This is a genomic window from Streptomyces sp. S.PNR 29 (assembly GCF_030386795.1).
Classification (GTDB): domain Bacteria; phylum Actinomycetota; class Actinomycetes; order Streptomycetales; family Streptomycetaceae; genus Streptomyces.
In genome coordinates this window covers 1-21,226 of record NZ_JANUQM010000030.1, presented here as the reverse complement: position 1 = coordinate 21,226, position 21,226 = coordinate 1, and the positions used below count along the sequence as shown (strand labels likewise).

Below are 21,226 nucleotides of genomic sequence, written 5' to 3'. Positions count from 1 at the left end.
GGCGTTGTTGCTGAAGGAGGTGACGAGGATGACGACGATCGGCAGCGCCAGGAACAGCAGGATCACGGTGGCGACGGCGGTCAGCGTGATCCGTCCGGCCAGGCTCTTGCGCAGCTCCATCATGACGCGCTCCTCTTCTTACGGCTGGCGCCGAGCGAGGTCACGACCTTGACCAGCAGCAGTCCGGCCAGGGTCAGCACCAGCAGGATGACGCCTTGTGCGGCCGCCCCGTTCCACTGGTTCTCCTTGGTCACCTGCTGGTTGATGAGGGTGGCGATCATCGTCTGGTCGGGTCCGCCCATCAGGGCGGGGGTGATGTAGTAGCCCAGCGAGAGGATGAAGCTGAGCAGTCCGGCGCTGGCCAGGCCGGGGGCGACCAGCGGCAGGTAGACCCGGCGGAAGATCGTCACGCGTCCCGCGCCCATGCTGGCCGCGGCCGCCAGCAGTCGGCGGTCCACCCCGCGCATCACGCCGTACAGCAGCAGCACCGTGTACGGGAGCATCATCGAGGTGGTGCCGATGACCACACCGAGCTCGTTGTAGAGCAACTGGAACGGCGTGCCGGGGACCGACATGGCGGCCAGGGTCTCGTTCACCAGGCCCTTGTCACCCAGCAGGATGATCCAGCCGTAGGTGCGCACCAGAGCGCTGATGAAGTGCGGCACCACCACGACCAGCATGGCCAGGCCCGCCCACAGGGGCTTGAGCCGGGAGATCGCCTGGGCCAGGAGGAACCCGAAGACCAGGCTGAGCAGCGCCGTCTCGGCGGAGATCCGCAGCGTAGTGATCAGGACGGACAGGTTGACGCCTGTCAGCGCGTCGGCGTACCAGTGCAGCGTGAACGATCCGTCGGCGTTCTTCAGGCTCAGCAGCAGCGTGCTGAAGATCGGGTAGACGAACAGCACCAGCAGGTAGACGACGACCGGCAGCGCGTACAGGATCCCGATGCGGGTCCGGCGCGAGGCCAGGAGCTTGCGCGGACGGGCGGGGACGGTGGCGGTGAGGGCGGCCATGGCTCACCCTGCCTGTTCGGTCGGGAAGAGGTTGACGTCGTCGGGGTCGGCGGTGATCCCGACCCGCTCGCCGGCGACCGGGCCCCGGCCGGCCGGTACCTCCAGGCGCAGCAGTGGCCCCTGACCGCCGTCGATGCGCACACCGGCGCGCACCAGGGTGCCCACGTAGGTGGCGGTCTCGACCGTGCCGGTACAGAATCCGTCGTCGGTGGCACAGGCCCGCAGCCGGCCCGGCTGCACGGCGACCTTGACCTGAGCGCCGGAAGGCAGCTGGTGGCGGCGTGCCTTGAGCAGACCACCACTGGCATCGAGGCGGACCAGGGTGTGCTCATCGGTGTGCTGCTCGACGCGGCCGGGCAGGAAGTTGGCCGCACCGAGGAAGTCCGCCACGAACGGCGTCTTGGGCCGCTCGAACAGCTCCCTGGGGGTGTCGAACTGCTCGATCAGACCGTTGCGCATCACCGCGATACGGTCCGACATCACCAGCGCCTCTTCCTGATCATGCGTCACATAAATGACGGTCAGGCCCAGTTCCTGCTGGATGGTCTTGATCTCGACCTGGAGCTGGTCACGGAGCTTCTTGTCCAGCGCGCCCAGCGGCTCGTCCATGAGGATCACCGGCGGCCGGTAGACCAGCGCCCGGCACAACGCGACACGCTGCTGCTGCCCACCGGACAGCTCACGCGGCCTGCGGCCACCGAACCCGGACAGACCCGCGATCTCCAGCGTCTCCCCCACCCGCCTGCGGATCTCGTCCTTGCCCACGCCGCGCAGGGTGAGCGGGAACGCGACGTTCTCAGCGACCGTCATGTGCGGGAAAAGCAGATACTGCTGGAAGACGAAACCCAGGCCCCGCTTCTGCGGCGCGAGGCGTGTGACATCCCGGTCCCCGACGGTGATGGTGCCGGAATCGGGTTCACAGAACCCGGCGATCATCATCAGCGTCGTGGTCTTGCCCGACCCCGAGGCGCCGAGGAAGGTGACGAACTCCCCCGCCGCGATCTCCATGGACGCCTCGTCGACAGCGACAACGTCCCCGTACGTCTTACGCAGAGCCACCACCGACAGCGACTTGCCGGTCGCGGTGGCCGGCTTGCCACCGGCCACCTTCACGGCCGGTGCCGCGACACCGAATTCAGCCACGAGCCCACTCCAACCAGCGCTTGGTGACGGCCGCTTCGTTCTTCAGCCACCAGTCGATGTCCGCGTCGAAACCCTTGTCGTAGTACTTCGGCGCCCCCGCGAGCGCATTGCGCTCATCCTCCGTGAGCTTGGCGTAGGCCAGCGGAGACGACGGGTTCGACGGGAAGGCCTTCGCCAGGGCGGCCTGGCTCTCCGCACGCAGCGAGAAATCCATCAGCTTGTAGGCGTTGTCCACGTTCGCCGCGCCCTTGGCGATGGCATAGCCCTGGAACTGGCGGCGCATGCCGTTGAGCTGCCGCTCCACCGGCACACCCTGCTTCTGCAGATCGGCGATCCGGCCGTCCCAGACCGTGGACATCGTCACCTCCTGACGGCTGAGCAGCACACCAGGCAGCGGGCCACTGTCCCAGAACTTCTTGATGTGCGGCCGCAGCCGGGTCAGCACCTTGAAGGCACGGTCCACATCCAGCGGATACAGCTTGTCCATCGGCACACCGTCGGCCAGCAGCGCGAACTCCAGCTCCGGCAGGTCACCGTCCGGGTGGACCATCGCACGGTCGCCCTTGAACGCCCGGGTGTCCCAGAAGTCCGCCCACGACTCCGGCTTGCGACCGCCGAAGGCATCCGTGCGGTAGGCGATGCACTGGCCGTAGAAACTGCTGCCAATGGCATGGTCGGTGACCTGGTTCTCGGGAATCTTCGCGCTCTTCACGCTCTTGACCCGGTCGCGGTCCAGCGTCTCCAGAGCGTCCTGCGCCACGTACTTGAGGTGAGACATCATCGAGTTGTTGATGAGGTCACACTGCGGGCGGCCCTGCTTGATCTGCGCAAGGAGCGGGGCGTCGTCCAGGTTCAGCACCTTGACGCTGATACCGGTCTCCTGCGTGAACGGCGTGTAGATCGCCTTCTGCAGAGCCGCACCATAGGAACCGCCGCTGTCGCGGACGACCACCGTCTTGCCGCCCTTGCCACCGCTGCCGCCGACCGTCCGGCTGGTGCCGGTACCGCAGGCGGAGAGGGTGGTCGCGGCGGCGACACCGGCAGTGACCCCGCCTATTCCTCGCAGGAACAGTCTGCGGTCTATTCGGGCATCTTTCATCGTGTGCCTCCTGGGTGGTGCTGGCCCTGAGAAGGGGAGCTGCTGGGGACGTGGAAAGGGGGGCGGCTGGAATGGGGGTCTAGGGGCGGGGATCGGCCTCGTCGGATCCGGCGCCCAAACCGGGGGGCCGGAGGGTGTCGGCCCGCGCGGCCGTGTCGGGGTCCCACGGGACGGCGAGGGCGGCCAGTTCCTTGCCGGGGGCGACGGTGAGGCCGTGCATGCCGTAGAAGATCCGTCCGTCGGCCGGGGCGTGGACGGTGTGCTCCGTGCCGTCGACCGGGTCGACGATGCGGCCGAGGAGGTCCCCCTCGGCGACTTCGCCGATGACGTCGGCGCCGAACGAGAACTCCGGGTACCACAGGCCGGTGGCCTCGGCGGTGACGCCGGCGGACCAGACCCACTCGCGGATCGGTGCCGGAGCGGAACCGTCCTGGTCCAGGACGCCCAGATGGCGAAGTGCCATCAGCAGGCCGTCGACACGGCGGAGGCCGGTGGCCTCGTCCCGCTGGCCGAGCTGGCCCACCTCGACCAGTACCGCCGAGATGCCCCGGCGGGCGGCGGCCGCGTGGCTGTTGCCGCCCTCGGGCGTCAGCCCGAGGACGACGTCCTCGACACCGAAGGAGCCTGCAAGCTCGGCCGTCGCCTTGTCGAGGTCCGGGTCACCGGTGAGGCGGTAGCCGACGAAGTCCCGCAGGACCTGGTCGATGCCGCCACAGTGCAGGTCGATGTAGACGTCGGCGCCGTCGACCAGGTTCGCGAAGAGCCAGGCGGCCAGCCTCTCGGTGGGGCCGCCGGCCGGATCGCCCGGGAAGACACGGTTGAGGTTCACGCCGTCGACCGGGGAGATGTTGAGCCGGCCCTGGTACACGGCGGGAGGGTTGGCGACCGGACAGACGATCACCTGCCCGCTCACCTCGCCGGGCTCCAGCAGGTCTGCCAGGCGTGCGGCGGCTTGGATGGGCGTGAACTCGCCGCCGTGCACACCGGCGGTGATGACGACCCGGGGACCCGGGCGGGCTCCGTTGACCAGGGTCACCGGGATGTCCGCGGTGAGGGTACCGAGATCGGCCTGGACGGTACCGCGCGCCTTGGTGCCGGGCCGGGCCTCCAGGGAGCCGACGGAGAGGCTGGTGTCCTGCATGGTCATGCCTCCGTACGGCCGACGGTGGAGAGGAAGTCGATGGGCTGGGGCGAGGCGCCGTCCAGCGCGAGGTCCGCGGCGATGTCGCCGAAGGCGGGCGAGAGCTTGAAGCCGTGACCGGAGAAGCCGGCGAGCAGGATGACGTTCTCGGCGCCGGGCAGCGGGCCGACCAGTGGGCGGCTGCTCTCGGTGTAACCCTCCATGTAGACGGAGAGGCGCGTCGGGTCCGGGTGCAGGTCGGGCAGGTAACGCCCGATCAGCTCGGAGAAGATCTCCAGCTCGTCCGGCCGCACGGTGCGGTCCAGCTGGTTGGGGTCGTCGGCGAGCCGGTGCAGCGCGCGGGACAGTCCGAGCTTGACCGAGATGCCGTCCGGGGAGGGCAGGCCGTAGCAGTGGGTGGGTGCCGTGCGGATGAACGCCGGGCGCTCCTCCCCGAACCAGGCGTCGGGGGCGGTGGGCACGTACCAGGCGCTGACGAGGCGGCGGACTTCCACCTCCCACGGCAGGTCGGGCAGCAGGTCGTTGACCCAGGGGCCGGGCGTGACGACGGCGGTGTCGAAGCGCTCGCTGCCGGCGTCGGTGCGGATCTCCACTCCGTCGCCGACGGGGACGATCTCCCGGACCGTGCTGTAGCGGTGGATCACGGCGCCCAGCTGCTCGGCGCGGCGGGCGGCGGTCTGGATCGTCAGTTCGGGGCGGATGAAGCCGGCGCGGCGGTCGAGTACGGCCGCGTCGCCGTCCTCGATGCGGTACTGCGGGAAGCGCTTGGCGAGCGCTTCGCCGTCCAGGACCTCGTGGTCGAGGTCGTGCTCGGCGATGGACTGAAGGACGGTGGCCATCTGGTGGTGCTCGGTCGGCCCCATGAGCAGGCACCCGGTCAGGCGGCGCAGTTCGCGGCCGGTCTCCTGCTGGAGCTGCTCCCACAGGGTGTCGGCGTGCTTGAGCAGCGGGACGTACCGGGAGTCCTCGAAGTGCGCGCTGCGGAAGATCCGGGACTCGCCGCCGGCGGCACTGCGGTCGTGGCCGGGTGCGTAGCGGTCGTATCCGACAACCTCGGCGCCACGGGCCGCCAGCCGCCAGGCGGCCTGGCTGCCCATCGTTCCCACGCCGATCACCGCGACGCGCTTCCTGGCAGCTGACACAGGGCTTTCCTTTCGTATCGCCGAGGCGCATGCTGGGCCTCCGACGTGAGGCTGTTCGATTCGAGATGGTTTGGGACGGGAGCCAGGGGCCTTCTTGTGGACCCGCGGCTCGCAACCGCCGCGTCTCGCAGTCCGGCTCACTTCCGGGATCTCTCCCGATTGGCCGTGCCACTATGTGGCATAGCGTGCTAGAATCTGGCACAGAGAATGACAGCGGCTTCAGGGAGGAGTCAAGAGGGTGTCCAGCGGAATTTTCGAGGATTAACGGGGGGAAACCGGATGGAAATGAAGAGCGTCACCAGGTCGCTGCGGATCCTGGAGGCGGTCGCCCAGCATCAACCCGTGACCGTAGGGGAGTTGACGAAGCTCTTCGGACTGCCGAAGTCCACCGTGCAGCGCACCTTGGTCACGCTGGCGGAGGCCGGCTGGCTGCGCGCCAACCGCAAGGACACCACCCGCTGGGAGATCGGCGCCCGAGTCCTGGCCGTACGACCCGCCGCCCTACAGGGCTCCAGCCTGTTCGCCGCAGCCCGCGAACCCATGGTTCGCCTTCGGGACGCGGTGAACGAGACCATCCACCTGTCGGTGCCGGACGCCCTGCAGTGCATGGTCGTGGTGGACCGCGTCGACTGCGACCACCCCGTGCGCACCTTCCACATGATCGGCGACACCTCACCTCTGCACGCCACCGCCGTCGGGCGCGCCGTTCTCGCCCACCTTCCGGAGCGTGACGTCGACGACCTCGTCGCGGCGGGGCTGGAGCGGTTCAGCGACACGACCCCCGTCGAGCCCGACGAACTGCGCGCCGAGCTGGACCGGATCCGCACCGACGGCTACGCGGTCAACCGCAACCAGTACCGGCCGGGCGTCTGCGCCGTCGCCGCCGCCGTGCTCGACGAGGACGGCACCCCGCTGGCCGCCGTGGCCGTCTCCATGCCCGAGGCGCGGTACGACAGTGAGCGCACACCCCAGTGGGGCCGCCTCGTCGCCGATACAGCCGCGGAGATCTCACAGCGCCGCCTGGGCGCCTGAACGGCGGACGACGGCCCGCAAGCTGTCGACCAGGGCCGGTTCGCACGCGTCAGCGCGCGAACCGGCCCTCAGTCCTGTGTCACGGCAGTCACCGCCCTGCACTCGACCAAACCCACACCATGCCGCATTGTGGAATGCTATGCTGGAATCCGGCACGGATCATGGCCGAGGCTCCGTGCTGGACTCAAGGAATAAGAACCAGGGATCCGCAGGTCTGAGGGGGCATCGCATGGAGATGAAGAGCGTCACCAGGTCGCTGAGGGTTCTGGAGGCGGTCGCCCGGCATCAACCCGTGACTGTCGGGGAGTTGACGAAGCTCTTCGGGCTGCCGAAGTCCACCGTGCAGCGCACCCTGCTCACCCTCAACGATGCGGGCTGGCTGCGGGCCAATCGCAAGGACACCACCCGCTGGGAGGTCGGCGCCCGCGTCCTGGCCGTACGACCCGCCGCCCTACAGGGCTCCAGCCTGTTCGCCGCAGCCCGCGAACCCATGATCCGGCTCCGCGACGCGGTGAACGAGACCATCCACCTGTCCGTGCCGGACGCCCTGCAATGCATGGTCGTCGTCGACCGCGTCGACTGCGACCACGCCGTACGCACCTTCCACGCCATCGGCGACACGTCGCCCCTGCACGCCACCGCCGCCGGGAACGCCGTCCTGGCCCATCTGGGGAAGTCCGAGATAGAAGAGGTCACCGCGGGGACGCTGGAGGGTTACGGCGAGGAGACCATCACCGACCCGGGCCAACTGCGGGCCGAGCTCCACCGCGTGAGAGAGCGTGGCTACGCCGTCAACCACAACCAGTACCTGCAGGGTGTCTGCGCGATCGCGGCACCCGTGCTCGACGATGAGGGCACACCGCTGGCCGCCGTGGCCGTCTCCCTGCCCGACTCCCGCTTCGAGCCCGGCCGGCTGCCCGAGCTGGGCCGGCTGGTCGCCGAGACGGCGGCGGAGATCACCGCTCGGCACCTGGCCTGACGACTGTCCCGGATCCGGGTCCTCACCCCGGCTGACGGCCGCGTTCCCCACTCGGACCGGTCCGGCCACCTCCCGGCGGGAGGCGGGCGCCGCGCGTCGGCATCACTTCACGATCACGTAGATCTTGCGCACGGTTTCGATGGTCTTCCAGACACCGACGAAGCCCGGCTTCATGACAAAGCTGTCGCCTGCCTTGTAGACCACCGGCTCGCCATTTTCCGGGGTGAGTTCGACGATGCCGGCGAGGACATGGCAGAACTCAAAAGTCTCGCCCTTGATCGAGCGCGTCTCGCCGGGCGTCGCTTCCCAGACTCCCGTATGGATCATCTCCCCACGGGCGACGTCCTGGGCCCAGGTCTTGAAGGCGGGGTTGCCGGAAACCAGGCGTTCCGGGAGCGGTCCTGACTCGTGCGGTGCGAAGGAGGGATCGGTGTCGATGGTCTTCAGGAGCGACATGTTTCTCAATTTCCTGGACTCGAAAAATCGGTAGCCGCGGCCTCGGTCGATCCATGGGCCGGGGCAGGATGTCGGAGGCGCTGGTCGCCGAGGCCGTCGCCGGCGTGACCGCCGTCACTGCACGGGCACCGCGAGGTACTGGTACTCCAGGAACTCGTCGATGCCCACCCGGCCGCCCTCACGGCCCAGCCCCGACTGCTTGACGCCGCCGAAGGGTGCGGCCGGGTTGGACACGAGACCCGTGTTCAGCCCCACCATGCCCACCTCCAGACGTTCACTCACCCGCAGGGCACGGTCGAGGCCCTCGGTGAAGACGTAGCCGACCAGGCCCCAGGGGGTGTCGTTGGCCCGGCGGATCACCTCGTCCTCGTCGTCGAAGGTGAGAATCGCCGCGACCGGGCCGAAGATCTCCGTGTCCATCAGGCGGCTGCCGGGATCCACGTCGGCCAGCACGGTCGGCGGGTAGAAGCAGCCGGGGCCTTCGGGTGTACGGCCTCCTACGAGCACCTGCGCCCCGCGCTCCACCGCGTCGGCCACCAGCTCCTCCACCTTGGCGCGCCCCCTCCTGTCGATCAGCGGGCCGACGTCGACGCCGTCCCGGGTGCCCGGACCGACGACCAGCGCGCCCATGCGCCCGGCCAGCCGGCGCCCGAACTCCTCCGCCACCGACCGGTGCACGAAGAAGCGGTTGGCGGCCGTGCAGGCCTCTCCCATGTTGCGCATCTTGGCGACCATCGCGCCGTCCACCGCCTTGTCCAGGTCGGCGTCCTCGAAGACGATGAACGGCGCGTTGCCGCCCAGCTCCATCGAGGTCCGTACGACGGCCTGAGCGCTCTGGGCGAGGAGCAGCTGCCCGACGGCCGTGGAGCCGGTGAAGGAGAGCTTGCGAATCCGCCCGCCGCGCAGGAGCGGTTCGCACACCTCCCCCGCACGGGAGGTGGTGACGACGTTCAGCACGCCGTCCGGCAGCCCGGCCTCCTTGAGGATCGCGGCGAGAGCCAGGCTGGACAGAGGGGTCTGCGGGGCGGGCTTGAGCACCATGGTGCAACCGGCGGCGACCGCCGGACCGATCTTGCGGGTGCCCATCGCCAGCGGGAAGTTCCACGGGGTGATCAGGAGGCAGGGGCCGACCGGGCGGCGGGAGAGCAGCATGCGGTTGCGTCCGTCCGGCAGGGTGGCGAGGCCGCCGTCGATACGGACGGCCTCCTCGGAGAACCAGCGGAAGAACTCGGCCGCGTACGCCACCTCTCCCCTGGCCTCGGCGAGCGGCTTGCCCATCTCGGACGTCATCAGGTGGGCGAGCTCGTCGGTGCGCTCGACAATGATCTCGTAGGCGCGGCGCAGGATCTCGCTGCGCGCCCGGGGTGCCGTACGCGCCCACTCCTCCTGCGCCTGCACGGCCGCTTCCTCGGCGAGCTTGGCGTCCTTCGGACCCGCGTCGGCGACATGGCAGAGGATCTCGCCGGTTGCAGGGTCGTCGACGGGCATGGTGGCGCCGTCCGCGGCGTCCACCCAGGCGCCGCCGATGAACAACTGCGTGGGTGTGTCGGTCATGAGTTCTCTCCTGGTTGTCCGGGTCGGTCGGCGGCGGGAGCGAGCAGTTCCGCGAGGTGCAGGGCGCGGATGCCCCGGTCTCCGGCGAGGTGGTCGATCTGGGTGGCGCAGCTGAAGCCGTCGGCCACGACGACTGCCGGTGTATGTGGGTCCACGTCGTCGAGACGCGGCTTCAGGGCGAGGTCGGCGACGGCCATCGAGGTGTCGTAGTGCTGCTCCTCGAAGCCGAAGTTGCCGGCGAGTCCGCAGCAGCCCTCGGCCTCGTCGACCTTCCGTACGCCGAGGCGGCCGAGCAGGTCTCGGGGGTGGTGGCCCTTGAAGGTGGCGTACTCGTGGCAGTGCGTCTGCAGGACCACGTTGTCGGGCAGCTGCGGTGGCGCCCAGCCGGGTGTGGCGAGGTCGGTCAGGGCTCCGGTGAGGGTGTGGACGCGGGCCGCGACGCGCCGGGCCGCGTCGGTGCCGAGGAGTTCGGGCACATCACGCTTGAGCGCTGCGGCGCAGCTGGGTTCGGCCACGACGATGGGCCGGTCGTCGCCGTTGTCCAGGCGGGCGACGGTGCGGGCCATGATGCGGCGCGCGCGGGACAGCTGTCCGGTGCTCACCCAGGTCAGGCCGCAGCACAGGTCGTCCTCAGCCGTGCAGGGAATGCCGGCGTCGGCGAGTACGCGGCTCGCGGCCCCGGCCACCTCGGGGCGGAATGCGCGGGTGAAGCTGTCCACGAACAGCAGCGTCTTCGCCGGTTCGCCGGTCGTCGCCGTGCGCAGGGCCCGGCGCAGCGCCCGCCGGGAGGCGAAGGCGGGGATCCGGCGTTTCGTGGTCACGCCGCCGAGGCGCGCGAGCAGCTTCCCGAGGGGTCCGCGCAGCAGCGCGTTCACCGGGCGGGCCGCGTACCCGACGAGCCTGGACGTCAGGGGCAGCCAGCCCAGCGAGTAGTGGGAGCGGGGCCTGACTCTGCCCTTGTAGTGCTGGTGCAGGAACTCCGCCTTGTACGTGGCCATGTCGACGCCGACCGGACAGTCGCTGGAGCAGGCCTTGCAGGACAGGCACAGATCCAGGGCGTCCCGCACCTCCGTGGAGCGCCAGCCGTCCTGAACGGTCCCGCCCCGCACCATCTCCTGGAGCAGACGGGCCCGGCCCCGGGTCGAGTCGTTCTCCTCCCCCGTGGCCCGGTAGCTGGGACACATCACGCCGCCGGAGTCGCTGCGGCAGCGGCCGACACCGACACAGCGGCGTACCGCTCCGGCGAAGCCGTCCTCGTCGTGGGGGAAGGAGAAGAGGGTCTCGACGGGCAGCACGTCCGAGGGTGTGTGCAGCGCCAGGTCGGCATCGAGGGGAGCCGGGGCCACGATGACGCCCGGGTTGAGCAGTCCCTCGGGGTCGAAGATCTCCTTGAAGGCGCCGAACGCCCGGATCAGCCGGTGGCTGTACATGACCGCCAGCAACTCGCCCCGGGCCCGCCCGTCGCCGTGCTCGCCCGACAGGCTTCCGCCGTGCTCGACGACCAGGGCGGCGGCCTCCGTGAGGAACCGGCGGGTGGCGGCCCGCCCGGTGTCCGTGGCGAGGTCGAAGTCGATGCGCACATGGACGCATCCGGCGCCGAAGTGCCCGTACAGCACACCGGTCAGGCCGTGCGCGGCCAGCAGCTTGCGGAAGTCGCGCAGGTAGGCGGCCAGGTTCTCGGGCGCGACGGCCGCGTCCTCCCAGCCGGGCCAGGACTCCGAGCCGTCGACGAGCCGGGCGGCCAGCCCTGCCCCGTCCTCACGGACCCGCCACAGCGAGCGCCGCTCGGCCGGGCTGTGCACGACCCGCCCACCGGTCATCCGGCCCTGTGCCCTGAGCACGTCCAGCAGTTCGGCGGCGCGGGCGTCGACGGCCGCCTGGTCGTCGCCGTCGAGCTCGACGTACAGCCAGGCACGTCCCTCGGGCAGTCCGGTCACGGAGTCCGGGCCGCGCCGGGCGCGCATGGTGGCGACGATCGCCTCGTCCATGCCCTCCACGGCGGTGGGATTCCAGCGCAGGATCTCGGGGACGTCCTCGGCGGCGTCGACCACGTCGTCGTAGCCGAGCGTCAGAAGAGTGGAAGCCCGTGCGGTCGCCACCAGGCGGACCGTCGCTGCGGTGACGACCGCACAGGAGCCCTCGGTGCCCACCAGCGCACGGGCCATGTCGAAGCCGTGCTCGGGCAGCAGGTGATGCAGCTGGTAGCCGGAGACCTGGCGCGGTACCCGGCCCAGCTCGGTGCGGATCGGCGCCAGGTTGCCGTCGATCAGGCGGCGCACGTCCGCCTCCAGACCGGCGACCCGCTGGACGGCGTCCGTGTCGTCCGGGTCTGCGGCCCGCAGTCCGGTGCGGTCGGCGACGGCCCGCACGCCGTCGGCCGTCACGATCTCCAGCGCCTCGATGTGCCCGCTGGTGCGCCCGTGCCGCACGGACCGGTTGCCGCACGCGTCGTTGCCGATCATGCCGCCGATGGTGCAGCGGCTGTGCGAGGAGGGGTCGGGGCCGAAGGTGAGCCCGTGCAGGGCGGTCGCGGACCGCAGTGCGTCCAGGATCACTCCGGCCTCGACGCGCGCGGTGAGGGCCACCGGGTCGATGTCCAGGATCCGGTTCATGTACCGGGAGAAGTCCAGCACGACGCCGGGTCCCACGGCGTTGCCCGCCATGCTGGTGCCGCCGCCGCGCGCGGTGACCGGGACGCCGGCCTCGCGGCAGGCGCGCAGCACCGCGACGACGTCGTCGGTGCTGCGGGGAAAGACCACGGCCCGTGGCGGGACCCGGTAGTTGGAGGCGTCGTAGGCGTAGAGACCGGTGGAGCCGGGGCCGGTCTCCACCCGCAGGCCGGGAGCGGTCTCGGCGAGCCGCGCGACCAGCGGCTCCAGGGCCGTGGTGGTGCCGGTCATCGCCGTGCCGCTCCCGAGGTGCCGGCCTCGACCGCGGTCGCCCACGCCTGCAGGCCCTCATCCACCGCGGTCTCGTCGATGACGAGTGCCGGGATCATCCTGACGACCTGGTTCCAGGCGCCGCACAGCAGCAGGAGCAGGCCCTCCTCGACGGCGGCGCGCTGGACGCGGGCGGCGGTGTCGGGGTCGGGGCTGCCGTCCTCGGTGACGAACTCGGTGGCGAGCATGAGTCCGAGGCCGCGTACGTCGCCGATGCCCGGGGTCCGGTCGGCGACCGCCTCCAGGCCCTGGCGCAGCCGCTTGCCCATCGCCTCCGCGTTCTCCACGAGCTTCTCGTCGCGCACGACGTCGAGGGTGGCGCAGGCAGCGGCGCAGGCCACGGCGTTCGCGCCGTACGTCCCGCCCTGCGAACCCGGCCACGCCTTCGTCATCAGCTCCTCGGAGGCGGCGATGCCCGACAGCGGGAAGCCGCTGGCCAGGCCCTTGGCGGTGACGAGGATGTCGGGTGTCACGCCGAAGTGGTCGTGGCCCCAGAAGCGGCCGGTGCGGCCGACGCCGGTCTGCACCTCGTCGGCGATCAGCAGGAAGCCGTGGCGGTCCGCGCGCTCGCGCAGACCTTCCATGAAGGCGCGGTTGGCGGGGACGTATCCGCCCTCGCCGAGGACGGGCTCGACGATGATCGCGGCCGTGTCCGCGGGCGAGGAGATCGTCTGGAGCGTGTAGTCCAGTTCCTTCAGGGCGAAGCGGGTCGCGGTCTCCTCGTCCCAGCCGTACCGGTACGCCGAGGGGAACGGAGTGACGACGACACCGCTCATCAGCGGGGAGAAGCCGGACCGGAAGCGGGTGCCGGAGGTGGTCATCGAGGCGGCGGCGACCGTACGGCCGTGGAAGCCGCCGTGGCAGACGATGACGTTCGGCCGGCCGGTGGCCTGGCGGGCCAGCCGCAGCGCGGCCTCCACCGCCTCGCTACCGGAGTTGGTGAAGAACAGGCTGTCGAGGCCCTCCGGCAGCACCTCGCCGAGCTTGTCGACGAGCCGCCGCAGCGGCTGGTGCATGACCGTCGTGTACTGGCCGTGGATCAGCGTGCCCACCTGCTCCTGCGCCGCCGCGACAACCTTCGGATGGCAGTGCCCGGTGCTGGTGACGCCGATGCCGGCGGTGAAGTCCAGATACCGGCGACCGTCCTGGTCATAGAGGTGGACACCCTCGCCCCGGGCCGCCACCACGGGCGTGGCCTGGCGAAGGTGCGGCGACAGTGCGGTCATGTTCGTCTCCCGGCCTCGGTGTCGGTGTGCTGCGGTCTGACGAGGATCTCGGTGAAGCGGGGCCGCGCCAACGCGCGATCTGTCCGGCCGGGACGCGAGATCCGGACGTTGTGTCAGCCGCGCCGGGCCCTGCACCGCGCCCCTCCGCCTCGTGGCTGCCGTCTCCGAGCTCTTGCGCAGGTCAGCGACGCTTGTCAGAGTGACGGGGCACCGCCCCGAGCTCCATGGCCGCACCGGAGCCGGGACCCCCCATGGAGGCACCGTGCGCGAGAACCACCCCACGGCTCCAGAGCCCGGCGCAGGCGGCTCCGACGCCTGCGTGCCGGGCCGTGGCAGGAACGCCGCCGGCCGTCCGCTCACCGTGGCCGACGTGCTGGCCCTTCCCGTCCTGGCCGCCGGACAGCCGCAGGTGGTCACCGGTTGGTCCCGGCTCGACCGGTCCGTCCGCTGGGTCCACATCACCGAACTGACCGATCCCGCGTCCTTCCTGAAGGGCGGCGAACTCGTCCTGACCACCGGCATGCCCCTGCCCGAGGAGCCGGCCGGCGTACGCCGTTACGTCGACGAACTCGCCGACATCGGCGCCGCAGCCCTGGTCATCGAACTGGTCCGCCGCTACCACCGCCCGCCCGACGCCCTGGTCCACGCCTGCCGGGCCCGCGGCCTGCCCCTCGTCACCCTGGCCAAGGACGTCAACTTCCTGGAGGTCACACAGGTCGTCCACGCGTTCATCCTCGGCAACCAGGCCGAGGTGATGCGGCGGACCCAGCTCGTCCACGAGGCGTTCACCGCCCTCACCCTGCGCGGCGCCGGGCCCGAGGACGTCGTACGCGCCGCCGCCGAGATGAGCGGCCACACCGTTGTACTGGAGAACCTGGTCCACCAGGCACTCGTCTGTGAGCCTTCCGGTGCCACGGCCGAGGCGGCCCTCACCTCCTGGGAACAGCGCTCCCGAGCGACACCGCCCGCCGACCACGCCGCCGTCTCCGGCCCCGAGGGCTGGCTCGTGGCGCCCGTCGAGTACCAGGGTGAACGCTGGGGCAGGGTGGCCATGCTCCCGCACCCGTCCGGCCCGGCCGCTCACTCGGACTTCGGCCCGTTCGGTCCGGAAGCCGTCGCGGTCCTGGAGAGAACCGCGATGGCCCTCACCATCGCCCGTCTCACCCACCCCGTGCCCTGGGAACGCGCGGCACACCGCGGCGTGCTGCGCGACCTCGTCGAACAGCGCCACCGCTCGCCCGCCGACGCCGAGGCCCGGATCGCCGCGCTGGGCCTGCCCACGGCGGGCTCCCGCTTCGTCGCCGTACTCGCAGACGTCCCAGGCGAGGACGACACGACCAAGGCCGAGGAACTCCTCTCCGAGGAACTGAAGAAGAAGGGAACACAGGCCCTCGTCGGCCTCCTCGCACCGACCCGCCTCGGCATCCTCCTGTCCCTGCGCCCCGGGCAACCGTGGCGACCCGTCGTCGAACACCTGAGCCGCACCGCACTCGACCTGGTTCCCGGGACAACGGTGAGCACGGGCAGCGAGGCGACCGACCTCCCCGCCGTCGCCCGCTCCTTCCGTGAGGCGATCCGCGTCGCCGAAGCCACCGAGCCCGGCCAGCCGCTCCCGCCGGAACGCTCCTACCACGAACGATCCGACATCGGCCTGCGCCGCCTTCTCTTCGCCCTCCGCGAGGACACCCGGATCCAGGACTACGCCGAACGCCGGCTCGGCCGACTCGCCGACCACGATGCCCGCCACGGCACGGACCTGCTGACCACCCTGCGCCACTACCTGGACGCGGCGGGCAACAAAACGGTGGCCGCCCGCTCCGGCGGCATGTCCCGCGAGACCGTCTACCAACGTCTGCGCGCCATCGAGCGGATACTCGACTGCGACCTCGAGTCCGGCGAACAGCGCACCGAACTGCACGTGGCACTCACGGCCCTCGACGTCCTGCGGGTCCACTGAGGTCCGTGCCGGTCGGTGCCCATTCCCGCGCCTGACAGGCCATCAGATTCGATGTCACAGGCGTCACTTGTAACTACCGGCTGGCCGAGCGTGCCCCTGCACACCTCTCCTGCGGGACCGCCGGGACATCCGTACCGGGACCGACGCCCGGCTGCGCACAGCCGCGGCGTCCGTGCCGGAGAGGGCGAGGACGGAGAGCAGGACGAGTGCGCCCGCCGGGCAGAGGACGGTCCAGGGCGCCAGTTCCGCGTATGGCTGGTTCTCCGACAGCAGGCGACCCCACTCCGCGGTGGGCGGCTGCTCGCCCAGACCGAGGAAGCCGAGGGAGGCGAGCACGAGGACGGTGGTGGGCAGGCGCAGGAGGGCGTTGCGCAGGACGGGGGGCAGTACGGCGGGGAGCAGGTGGTGGCGGAGGAGATGGCCCGGGCCGGCGCCGAACGAGAGGGACGCGAGCATGTGGCCGCTGGCCCGTTCCTGTTCGAGCAGGGCCGCGGCCTGGGCGGCGTAGGGGGTCCAGCCGACCAGGCAGACCGCGAGGGCGGCGCCCGAGGCCGACGGGCCGGTCACCGCGGTGGTCAGCAGTCCGGCGAGGACGGCCGGCATCGTCGACATCACTTCCGTGAGCCCTGCGCCGACCTGTGGCGCCATGCCGAGCAGCAGCCCGGTGAGCGTGCACACGGCGGTCACCGCGACGGCCACGCCGATCGTGCGCAGCGCGCCATGGCCGAGGCGGGCCAGCAGGTCGCGGCCGAGTGCGTCCGTGCCCAACGGGTGTGCGGCTGAGGGTGGGACCAGTCGGGCCGCGGTGTCCACGTGGAGGGGGTCTCGGAGCAGTCCGGCGGTGACGAGAGTGAGCAGAGCGAGGGCACAGGCAACGGCGGCCCAGCGGGTGGAGCGCCCTCGGAAGGCAGCGGGTGCGTGCAGGGCGGGCAGGGCTCCGTCCCGCAGGGCCGGGCCGAGCAGCGCGCGGCGCAGAACCTGGATGAGGAGGCCGGCGACCGTGCCGAGCAGGATGAGGGCGAGTGTCGCGGTCTGCAGGGTCGGGAGGTCCTGGGCGATGGCGGCGTCCAGGGCGAGGCGGCCGAGTCCGGGAATGTTGAAGATCTTCTCCACCGCGACGGCACCGCCGACCAGGGCCACCACGGTCGGCAGGAGTTGCGGGAGGACACCGGCCATGGTGCGGCGCAGCGCGTGCCGGGCGACGTGGTGGGGTGCGAAGCCGTAGGCGTACCAGGTCCGGGCCCACGGTTCGTTGAAGGCGGCGGGCAGCGACTGGTCGAGCAGACCGCCGATCATCGCCCCGGAGGGGACACCGAGGGCGAGCGCGGGCAGCACCATCGACGCCGGTCCCTCCCACCCACTGGACGGGAACCAGCCCAGCCACACCCCGCACACGGTGGCGAGGAGCGAGGCGAGCAGGAACTTGGGCAACGCGGCGAGAACGGCGACCCCGACGGCCCCCGTCGCCCGGTGCAGTCGCCGCCGGGAGCCGAGGTACAGGGTGCGGGCACTGACCAGCGCGGCGACCGCGACGGTGACGACGAGCGCCCCGAGCATCAGCGTGACGGAGACCGCGAAGGCGCTCGTCACCTGGGGCAGCACCGCCTCGCCCGACACCCAGGAAGTGCCCGCGTCACCCTGCGGCAGCCCGCCCAGCCAGTGCACAAGATGCGTGAACGGCCCCTCGTCGAGCCCCAGTTGCTCGCGAACGGAGGCCAGCTGCTCCGGACTCGGATCCTGGTCGGCGGAGCGGGCCCGCAGGACGGTCAGCGCGGGGTCGTTGCCGGACAGCCAGGGCAGCAGGGCCACGGCCGTCAGCAGCGCGGTCCCGGCGGCGAGGCGGCCGAGGCCCGCCCGCCACCGGGAGCGCGACCGGGACCGGCCGGCCGCGGTACCGGACGACATGATGCTCATCGGCCGCTACTTCAGGTGGGTGTCGACGTCGATCAGGGAGCGCTCACGCGGGTCGAGGAGCACGCCCTCGACATCGGTGGCGATGCCCTGGACGACCTTCTCGTGGACCAGCGGCACGACGGCGTCGGTGCGCAGGATCTGCGCCTCTGCGGCCATGATCTTCTGCTGCCGCTTCGTCATGTCGCCTTCGTCGGCGGCGGCCTTGATGGCCTGGTCCACCTTGGCGTCCTTCAGACGGGCGATGTTGTACACGCCGTTGCTCTTGTAGTCGCTCGCCAGGTAGGCGACCGCGTCGCCGGTGTCGAGGAGCACCACCCTGGAGAAGACGAGGGCGTCGTACTTGCCGGCCAGGAGGTCGGCCTCCATCTGCGTGTACTCGCGTACGTCCTGCTTCACGGTGAACCCGGCCTGCTCCAGCTGCTGCTGCAGCACGGTGGCGGCCTCGGGCATCTCCGCGCGGTTGGTGTAGGTGGCCAGACGCAGGACCTTGCCCTTCGTCTTGGACCTGACCTGCGCGGTCGTCGCGGCCTTGGCGCGGCCGGTGACCTCGACACGCTTGTCGGCCGCCCACGACACGGCGGGTCCGAACAGGCCCTGCGCGGGGTCGGCGTAGCCGCCGAAGACCGAGTCGACGAGCGCGGAGCCGTCCACGGCCCCGCGGACCGCCGCGCGCAGCGCCGGGTCGGTGAACATGCCCTTGCCGGTGTTGAGAATGAGGCTGTCGGTCCGTACGGACGGCACCTCGTGACGGATTTTCGCGTCCAACAGCTTGGCCTGGGAGGTGGGGATCCACTCGGCGATGTCGACGTCGCCGCTGCGCAGGGCGTTGGTGCGGGCGGTGCCGTCGGCTATCCAGGTGACGTCGATACCGGGCGCCTTGGCCTTGCCGCCCCAGTAGCCGTCGTAACGGTCGAGCGCGGCCTTGGACTTGCCGGTGAGCTTGGTGACCTTGAAGGGGCCGGTTCCGGTGCCGATCGGGCTGACGGTGCCGTCCTTCGCGTACGCCTTGTCGGAGAGGATGGCCAGCGCCGGGCTGGCCAAGCGCAGCGGGAGCACCGGGTCGGCGGCCTTGGTGCTGATGGTGACCGTGTCGGCGTCGTCGGCCTTCGCGGTGAGGGTCACGTCACTGAGGACCCGGGGCTTGGGCGTGGCGGCGTCCGCGTGGTCGAGGGCGTTGACGACGGACTCGGCGGTGACCGGCGTGCCGTCCTGGAAGGTGGCCTTGCGCAGCTCGAAGGTCCAGGTGGTGGGGTTGGTCTGTTTCCAGGACGTCGCCAGCGCGGGGGCTGCGGCGCCGTTCTTGTCCAGGGCGGTGAGCCCTTCGACGACGGAGAGCTTGCCCAGCAAGGTGGCGTCGTCGCTGTACGGGGACAGTGCCTGCACCGGCGGCCGGGCGAGCGCGACCCTCAGCCGACCGGCCGCCCCGCCGTCCGTGTCCGAACCGGACCCTTCTGCGCCGGACACGAAACAGCCTGTGAGCAGCGGAGTGAGAGCGAGAGCCACGAAGACGCCACGGGGGGTCGTACGCATGGAAGGTCCTGTCATGCGAGAGAGGGTGGTTGAGCCCCTGCGCGCCAGAGGTGAGCCAAGGGGCTCGCTCACTATACTTAGGCGAGCCTTACCTGATCTACCTCAGTGGGTGAACTCTCAACCAATGAGATCGCTGTGCAGGAGGTAACGCCCTCCGCGACCGGACGGCTCCGCTATGGCGTGACCTGACTTGTCGCGTACGCCGGGCATCCGGGCGATGTCCTCGCACGAGCCTCAGGACGCCGGGCGTGGCTGGGCACGTGCGTGTGTACGCCGACAAGGGGTCAGCCCGGTGGGGAAGAACCGAGGTTCCCCACCGGGCTGCCGTGGCTGCTTGCACTGCGAAGCAGGCGCCTGCGCCGGGAACTGCTTCACGGCGCCGTTTCCACTGCGTTGTTCGGCCAGGACGCGGGCGAGCCCTGCGCTCGTGTCGGCTTGCTCAGGTGTTGAAGCCGGGCAGGGACAGGTACTTGAGCTGCTGGTACTCGTGGAGGCCCTCGGGCCCGCCTTCGCGGCCCAGGCCGGACTGCTTGACCCCGCCGAAGGGTGCCGCGACCTCGGAGACCAGACCGCGGTTGATGCCGACCATTCCGGCCTGCAAACGGGCGGCAACCCGGCGAGCACGGTCGATGTGGGAAGTCATCAGGTACGACGCGAGGCCGTGCTCGGTGTTGTTGGCCACCGCTATGGCCTCGGCCTCGGTGGAGAACCGGTGGATGGCGGCGACGGGACCGAAGACTTCCTCGTGCATGATCGCGGCGTCGGCGGGGACGTGGTCCAGCACGGTCGGGGCGGCATAGTGGCCCGGCCCGTCAGGGATGTCCGCCTTGCCGATGACAACGGCACCTCGGGCCACGGCGTCCTCGACGAGGTTGCGGACCTTGTCCACCGCACGGAGGTCGGCCAGCGGGCCGAGCTCGGTCTCCTCCCGGTCCGGGGGGCCCACCCGAATGGCGGCCATCCGCTCGCCCAGCGCAGCGGCGAAGGCGTCGGCGATTCCCTCCTGGACCAGGAACCGGTTGGCGCCAACACAGGACTGGCCGCCCAGCCGCATCTTCGCGATCATCGCTTCACGGACCGCGACGTCGAGGTCGGCATCGTCGAAGACCAGGAACGGCGCGTTGCCGCCCAGCTCCATCGAGGTGCGCAGCACCCGGGCACCGCTCTGCTGAAGCAGCAGCCTGCCGACCGAGGTGGACCCGGTGAACGACAGCTTGCGCAGCCGGGGGTCGGCCAGCAGCGCCGCGGTGACCGCTGCCGCGTCGCTGCTGGTGATCACGGACAGGACACCCGCGGGCGCTCCGGCCTCGCGCGCCAACTCGCCCAGTATCAGGGAGGACAGGGGAGTGAGCGCGGCCGGTTTGACCACGGCGGTGCAGCCGGCGGCCAGGGCGGCGGCCACCTTGCGGGCGGCCATGGCCAGCGGCACGTTCCACGGGGTGATCAGCAGGCAGGGCCCGACCGGTTCAGCGACGGTGACGATATGGCTCTTGCCGTCGGGGGAAGGAGTGCTGCGCGCGTGCGGGCGGACCGCCTCCTCGGCGTACCAGCGGAAGTAGGCTGCGGCGTAGTCGACCTCGCCCCGGGCTTCGGTGATCGTCTTGCCGATCTCCAGGGTGATGATCCGGGCCAGACGCTCACGGTGTTCGATCAGGGAGTCGGTGAGCCGGTGCAGGACGGTCGCGCGGTCCCGCGGGCTGGTGAGGGCCCACTGGTCGGCGGCCTCGGCCGCCGCGTCCAGTGCTTTCAGCGCGTCTTGTGCGCTGCAGTCGGCGACGGAGGCTATGACTTCCTCGGTTGCGGGGTTGCGCACCTCGAAGGTGCGACCGCCGGTGGCGGGTTGCCAGTCGTGGGCGAGAAAGCCACGGGGGACGGATTCCAGGACTGCCGACTCCCCTGAGGGAGCGGTGAGCGTGTCAGTCATGCGCGTGGCTCTTTCGCTGATCGCAGGATGGTGTGGTGAGGGAGCACGATCGGTGGGTGGTCATACGGCCTCGCCTCCGGGGTGGGCGACGCCGACCGTGTTCTCGACCGAGAGCAGGGATTCCTGCCGGCCGGAGCCGAGCCAGCGCACCAGGGCCACCAGGCCGAGGGCGAGGAT

The 21,226-nt window shown here is 70.8% G+C and carries 15 protein-coding genes; 3 read left to right on the top strand and 12 right to left on the bottom strand.

Annotated features, from left to right (window positions below; all coding sequences use genetic code 11):
• Positions 1-119: 119 nt before the first annotated feature.
• The 5 genes from NW895_RS41000 to solA all read right to left on the bottom strand — a co-directional run bounded on the left by NW895_RS41000 (position 120) and on the right by solA (position 5,538).
• Complete coding sequence (locus tag NW895_RS41000; RefSeq protein WP_289942336.1) at positions 120-1,013, bottom strand: ABC transporter permease; 894 nt, start codon at positions 1,011-1,013, stop codon at positions 120-122.
• A gap of 3 nt (positions 1,014-1,016) precedes the next feature.
• Positions 1,017-2,156 carry an ABC transporter ATP-binding protein gene (locus NW895_RS40995; protein WP_289942335.1) on the bottom strand — a complete coding sequence of 380 codons (1,140 nt, stop codon included), beginning with the start codon at positions 2,154-2,156 and terminating at the stop codon, positions 1,017-1,019.
• Positions 2,149-3,255: an ABC transporter substrate-binding protein gene (locus NW895_RS40990; protein ID WP_289942334.1), complete on the bottom strand. Its 1,107-nt coding sequence runs from the start codon at positions 3,253-3,255 to the stop codon at positions 2,149-2,151. Before NW895_RS40990 ends, NW895_RS40995 begins: the two co-directional genes overlap by 8 nt.
• Before the next feature lie 79 nt (positions 3,256-3,334).
• On the bottom strand, positions 3,335-4,396 hold the full coding sequence (locus NW895_RS40985; protein WP_289942333.1) for a succinylglutamate desuccinylase/aspartoacylase family protein: 1,062 nt from the start codon (positions 4,394-4,396) through the stop codon (positions 3,335-3,337).
• 2 nt (positions 4,397-4,398) lie between these two features.
• Positions 4,399-5,538 (bottom strand): N-methyl-L-tryptophan oxidase, encoded by a 1,140-nt coding sequence (gene solA / locus NW895_RS40980; RefSeq protein ID WP_289942331.1) that lies wholly within the window; start codon positions 5,536-5,538, stop codon positions 4,399-4,401.
• Positions 5,539-5,823: 285 nt separating this feature from the next.
• On the opposite strand from solA, the gene NW895_RS40975 reads away from it, so the two are divergent.
• Together NW895_RS40975 and NW895_RS40970 are read left to right on the top strand one after the other, a co-directional pair.
• Positions 5,824-6,570 (top strand): IclR family transcriptional regulator, encoded by a 747-nt coding sequence (locus tag NW895_RS40975; RefSeq protein WP_289942341.1) that lies wholly within the window; start codon positions 5,824-5,826, stop codon positions 6,568-6,570.
• Positions 6,571-6,805: 235 nt separating this feature from the next.
• Positions 6,806-7,549, top strand: coding sequence for an IclR family transcriptional regulator (locus tag NW895_RS40970; protein WP_289942340.1), 744 nt, complete (start codon positions 6,806-6,808; stop codon positions 7,547-7,549).
• 102 nt (positions 7,550-7,651) lie between these two features.
• Here NW895_RS40970 and NW895_RS40965 read toward each other — a convergent pair whose 3' ends face one another.
• From NW895_RS40965 to NW895_RS40950, 4 genes are all read right to left on the bottom strand, one after another.
• The gene (locus NW895_RS40965) at positions 7,652-8,005 is read right to left on the bottom strand and encodes a cupin domain-containing protein (protein ID WP_289942329.1); all 354 of its coding nucleotides are present in this window, start codon (positions 8,003-8,005) and stop codon (positions 7,652-7,654) included.
• 114 nt (positions 8,006-8,119) lie between these two features.
• Entirely contained in the window at positions 8,120-9,559 is a 1,440-nt protein-coding gene (locus NW895_RS40960; protein ID WP_289942328.1) for an NAD-dependent succinate-semialdehyde dehydrogenase, read from the bottom strand.
• A complete protein-coding gene (locus tag NW895_RS40955) occupies positions 9,556-12,459 on the bottom strand; it encodes an FAD-binding and (Fe-S)-binding domain-containing protein (protein ID WP_289942326.1) in 2,904 nt (967 codons plus the stop codon). Before NW895_RS40955 ends, NW895_RS40960 begins: the two co-directional genes overlap by 4 nt.
• Positions 12,456-13,724, bottom strand: coding sequence for an aminotransferase class III-fold pyridoxal phosphate-dependent enzyme (locus NW895_RS40950; protein WP_289942325.1), 1,269 nt, complete (start codon positions 13,722-13,724; stop codon positions 12,456-12,458). Before NW895_RS40950 ends, NW895_RS40955 begins: the two co-directional genes overlap by 4 nt.
• Before the next feature lie 319 nt (positions 13,725-14,043).
• On the opposite strand from NW895_RS40950, the gene NW895_RS40945 reads away from it, so the two are divergent.
• Entirely contained in the window at positions 14,044-15,681 is a 1,638-nt protein-coding gene (locus NW895_RS40945) for a PucR family transcriptional regulator (RefSeq protein ID WP_289942339.1), read from the top strand.
• Between the two features lie 63 nt (positions 15,682-15,744).
• On the opposite strand, the gene NW895_RS40940 is transcribed toward NW895_RS40945, so the two are convergent.
• The 3 genes from NW895_RS40940 to NW895_RS40930 all read right to left on the bottom strand — a co-directional run bounded on the left by NW895_RS40940 (position 15,745) and on the right by NW895_RS40930 (position 21,049).
• A complete protein-coding gene (locus NW895_RS40940; RefSeq protein WP_289942338.1) occupies positions 15,745-17,586 on the bottom strand; it encodes an ABC transporter permease subunit in 1,842 nt (613 codons plus the stop codon).
• A gap of 15 nt (positions 17,587-17,601) precedes the next feature.
• Entirely contained in the window at positions 17,602-19,125 is a 1,524-nt protein-coding gene (locus NW895_RS40935; protein ID WP_289942337.1) for an ABC transporter substrate-binding protein, read from the bottom strand.
• A gap of 439 nt (positions 19,126-19,564) precedes the next feature.
• Complete coding sequence (locus NW895_RS40930; RefSeq protein ID WP_289942324.1) at positions 19,565-21,049, bottom strand: NAD-dependent succinate-semialdehyde dehydrogenase; 1,485 nt, start codon at positions 21,047-21,049, stop codon at positions 19,565-19,567.
• Positions 21,050-21,226 lie beyond the last annotated feature (177 nt).

Excerpts from the sequence above, each read along its gene's own strand:
- NW895_RS41000 (WP_289942336.1), bottom strand. The coding sequence starts at position 1,013 with ATGGCCGCCCTCACCGCCACCGTCCCCGCCCGTCCGCGCAAGCTCCTG.
- NW895_RS40990 (WP_289942334.1), bottom strand. The coding sequence starts at position 3,255 with ATGAAAGATGCCCGAATAGACCGCAGACTGTTCCTGCGAGGAATAGGC.
- NW895_RS40985 (WP_289942333.1), bottom strand. The coding sequence starts at position 4,396 with ATGCAGGACACCAGCCTCTCCGTCGGCTCCCTGGAGGCCCGGCCCGGC.
- NW895_RS40975 (WP_289942341.1), top strand. The coding sequence starts at position 5,824 with ATGAAGAGCGTCACCAGGTCGCTGCGGATCCTGGAGGCGGTCGCCCAG.
- NW895_RS40970 (WP_289942340.1), top strand. The coding sequence starts at position 6,806 with ATGAAGAGCGTCACCAGGTCGCTGAGGGTTCTGGAGGCGGTCGCCCGG.
- NW895_RS40965 (WP_289942329.1), bottom strand. The coding sequence starts at position 8,005 with ATGTCGCTCCTGAAGACCATCGACACCGATCCCTCCTTCGCACCGCAC.
- NW895_RS40960 (WP_289942328.1), bottom strand. The coding sequence starts at position 9,559 with ATGACCGACACACCCACGCAGTTGTTCATCGGCGGCGCCTGGGTGGAC.
- NW895_RS40955 (WP_289942326.1), bottom strand. The coding sequence starts at position 12,459 with ATGACCGGCACCACCACGGCCCTGGAGCCGCTGGTCGCGCGGCTCGCC.
- NW895_RS40950 (WP_289942325.1), bottom strand. The coding sequence starts at position 13,724 with ATGACCGCACTGTCGCCGCACCTTCGCCAGGCCACGCCCGTGGTGGCG.
- NW895_RS40940 (WP_289942338.1), bottom strand. The coding sequence starts at position 17,586 with ATGTCGTCCGGTACCGCGGCCGGCCGGTCCCGGTCGCGCTCCCGGTGG.
- NW895_RS40935 (WP_289942337.1), bottom strand. The coding sequence starts at position 19,125 with ATGCGTACGACCCCCCGTGGCGTCTTCGTGGCTCTCGCTCTCACTCCG.
- NW895_RS40930 (WP_289942324.1), bottom strand. The coding sequence starts at position 21,049 with ATGACTGACACGCTCACCGCTCCCTCAGGGGAGTCGGCAGTCCTGGAA.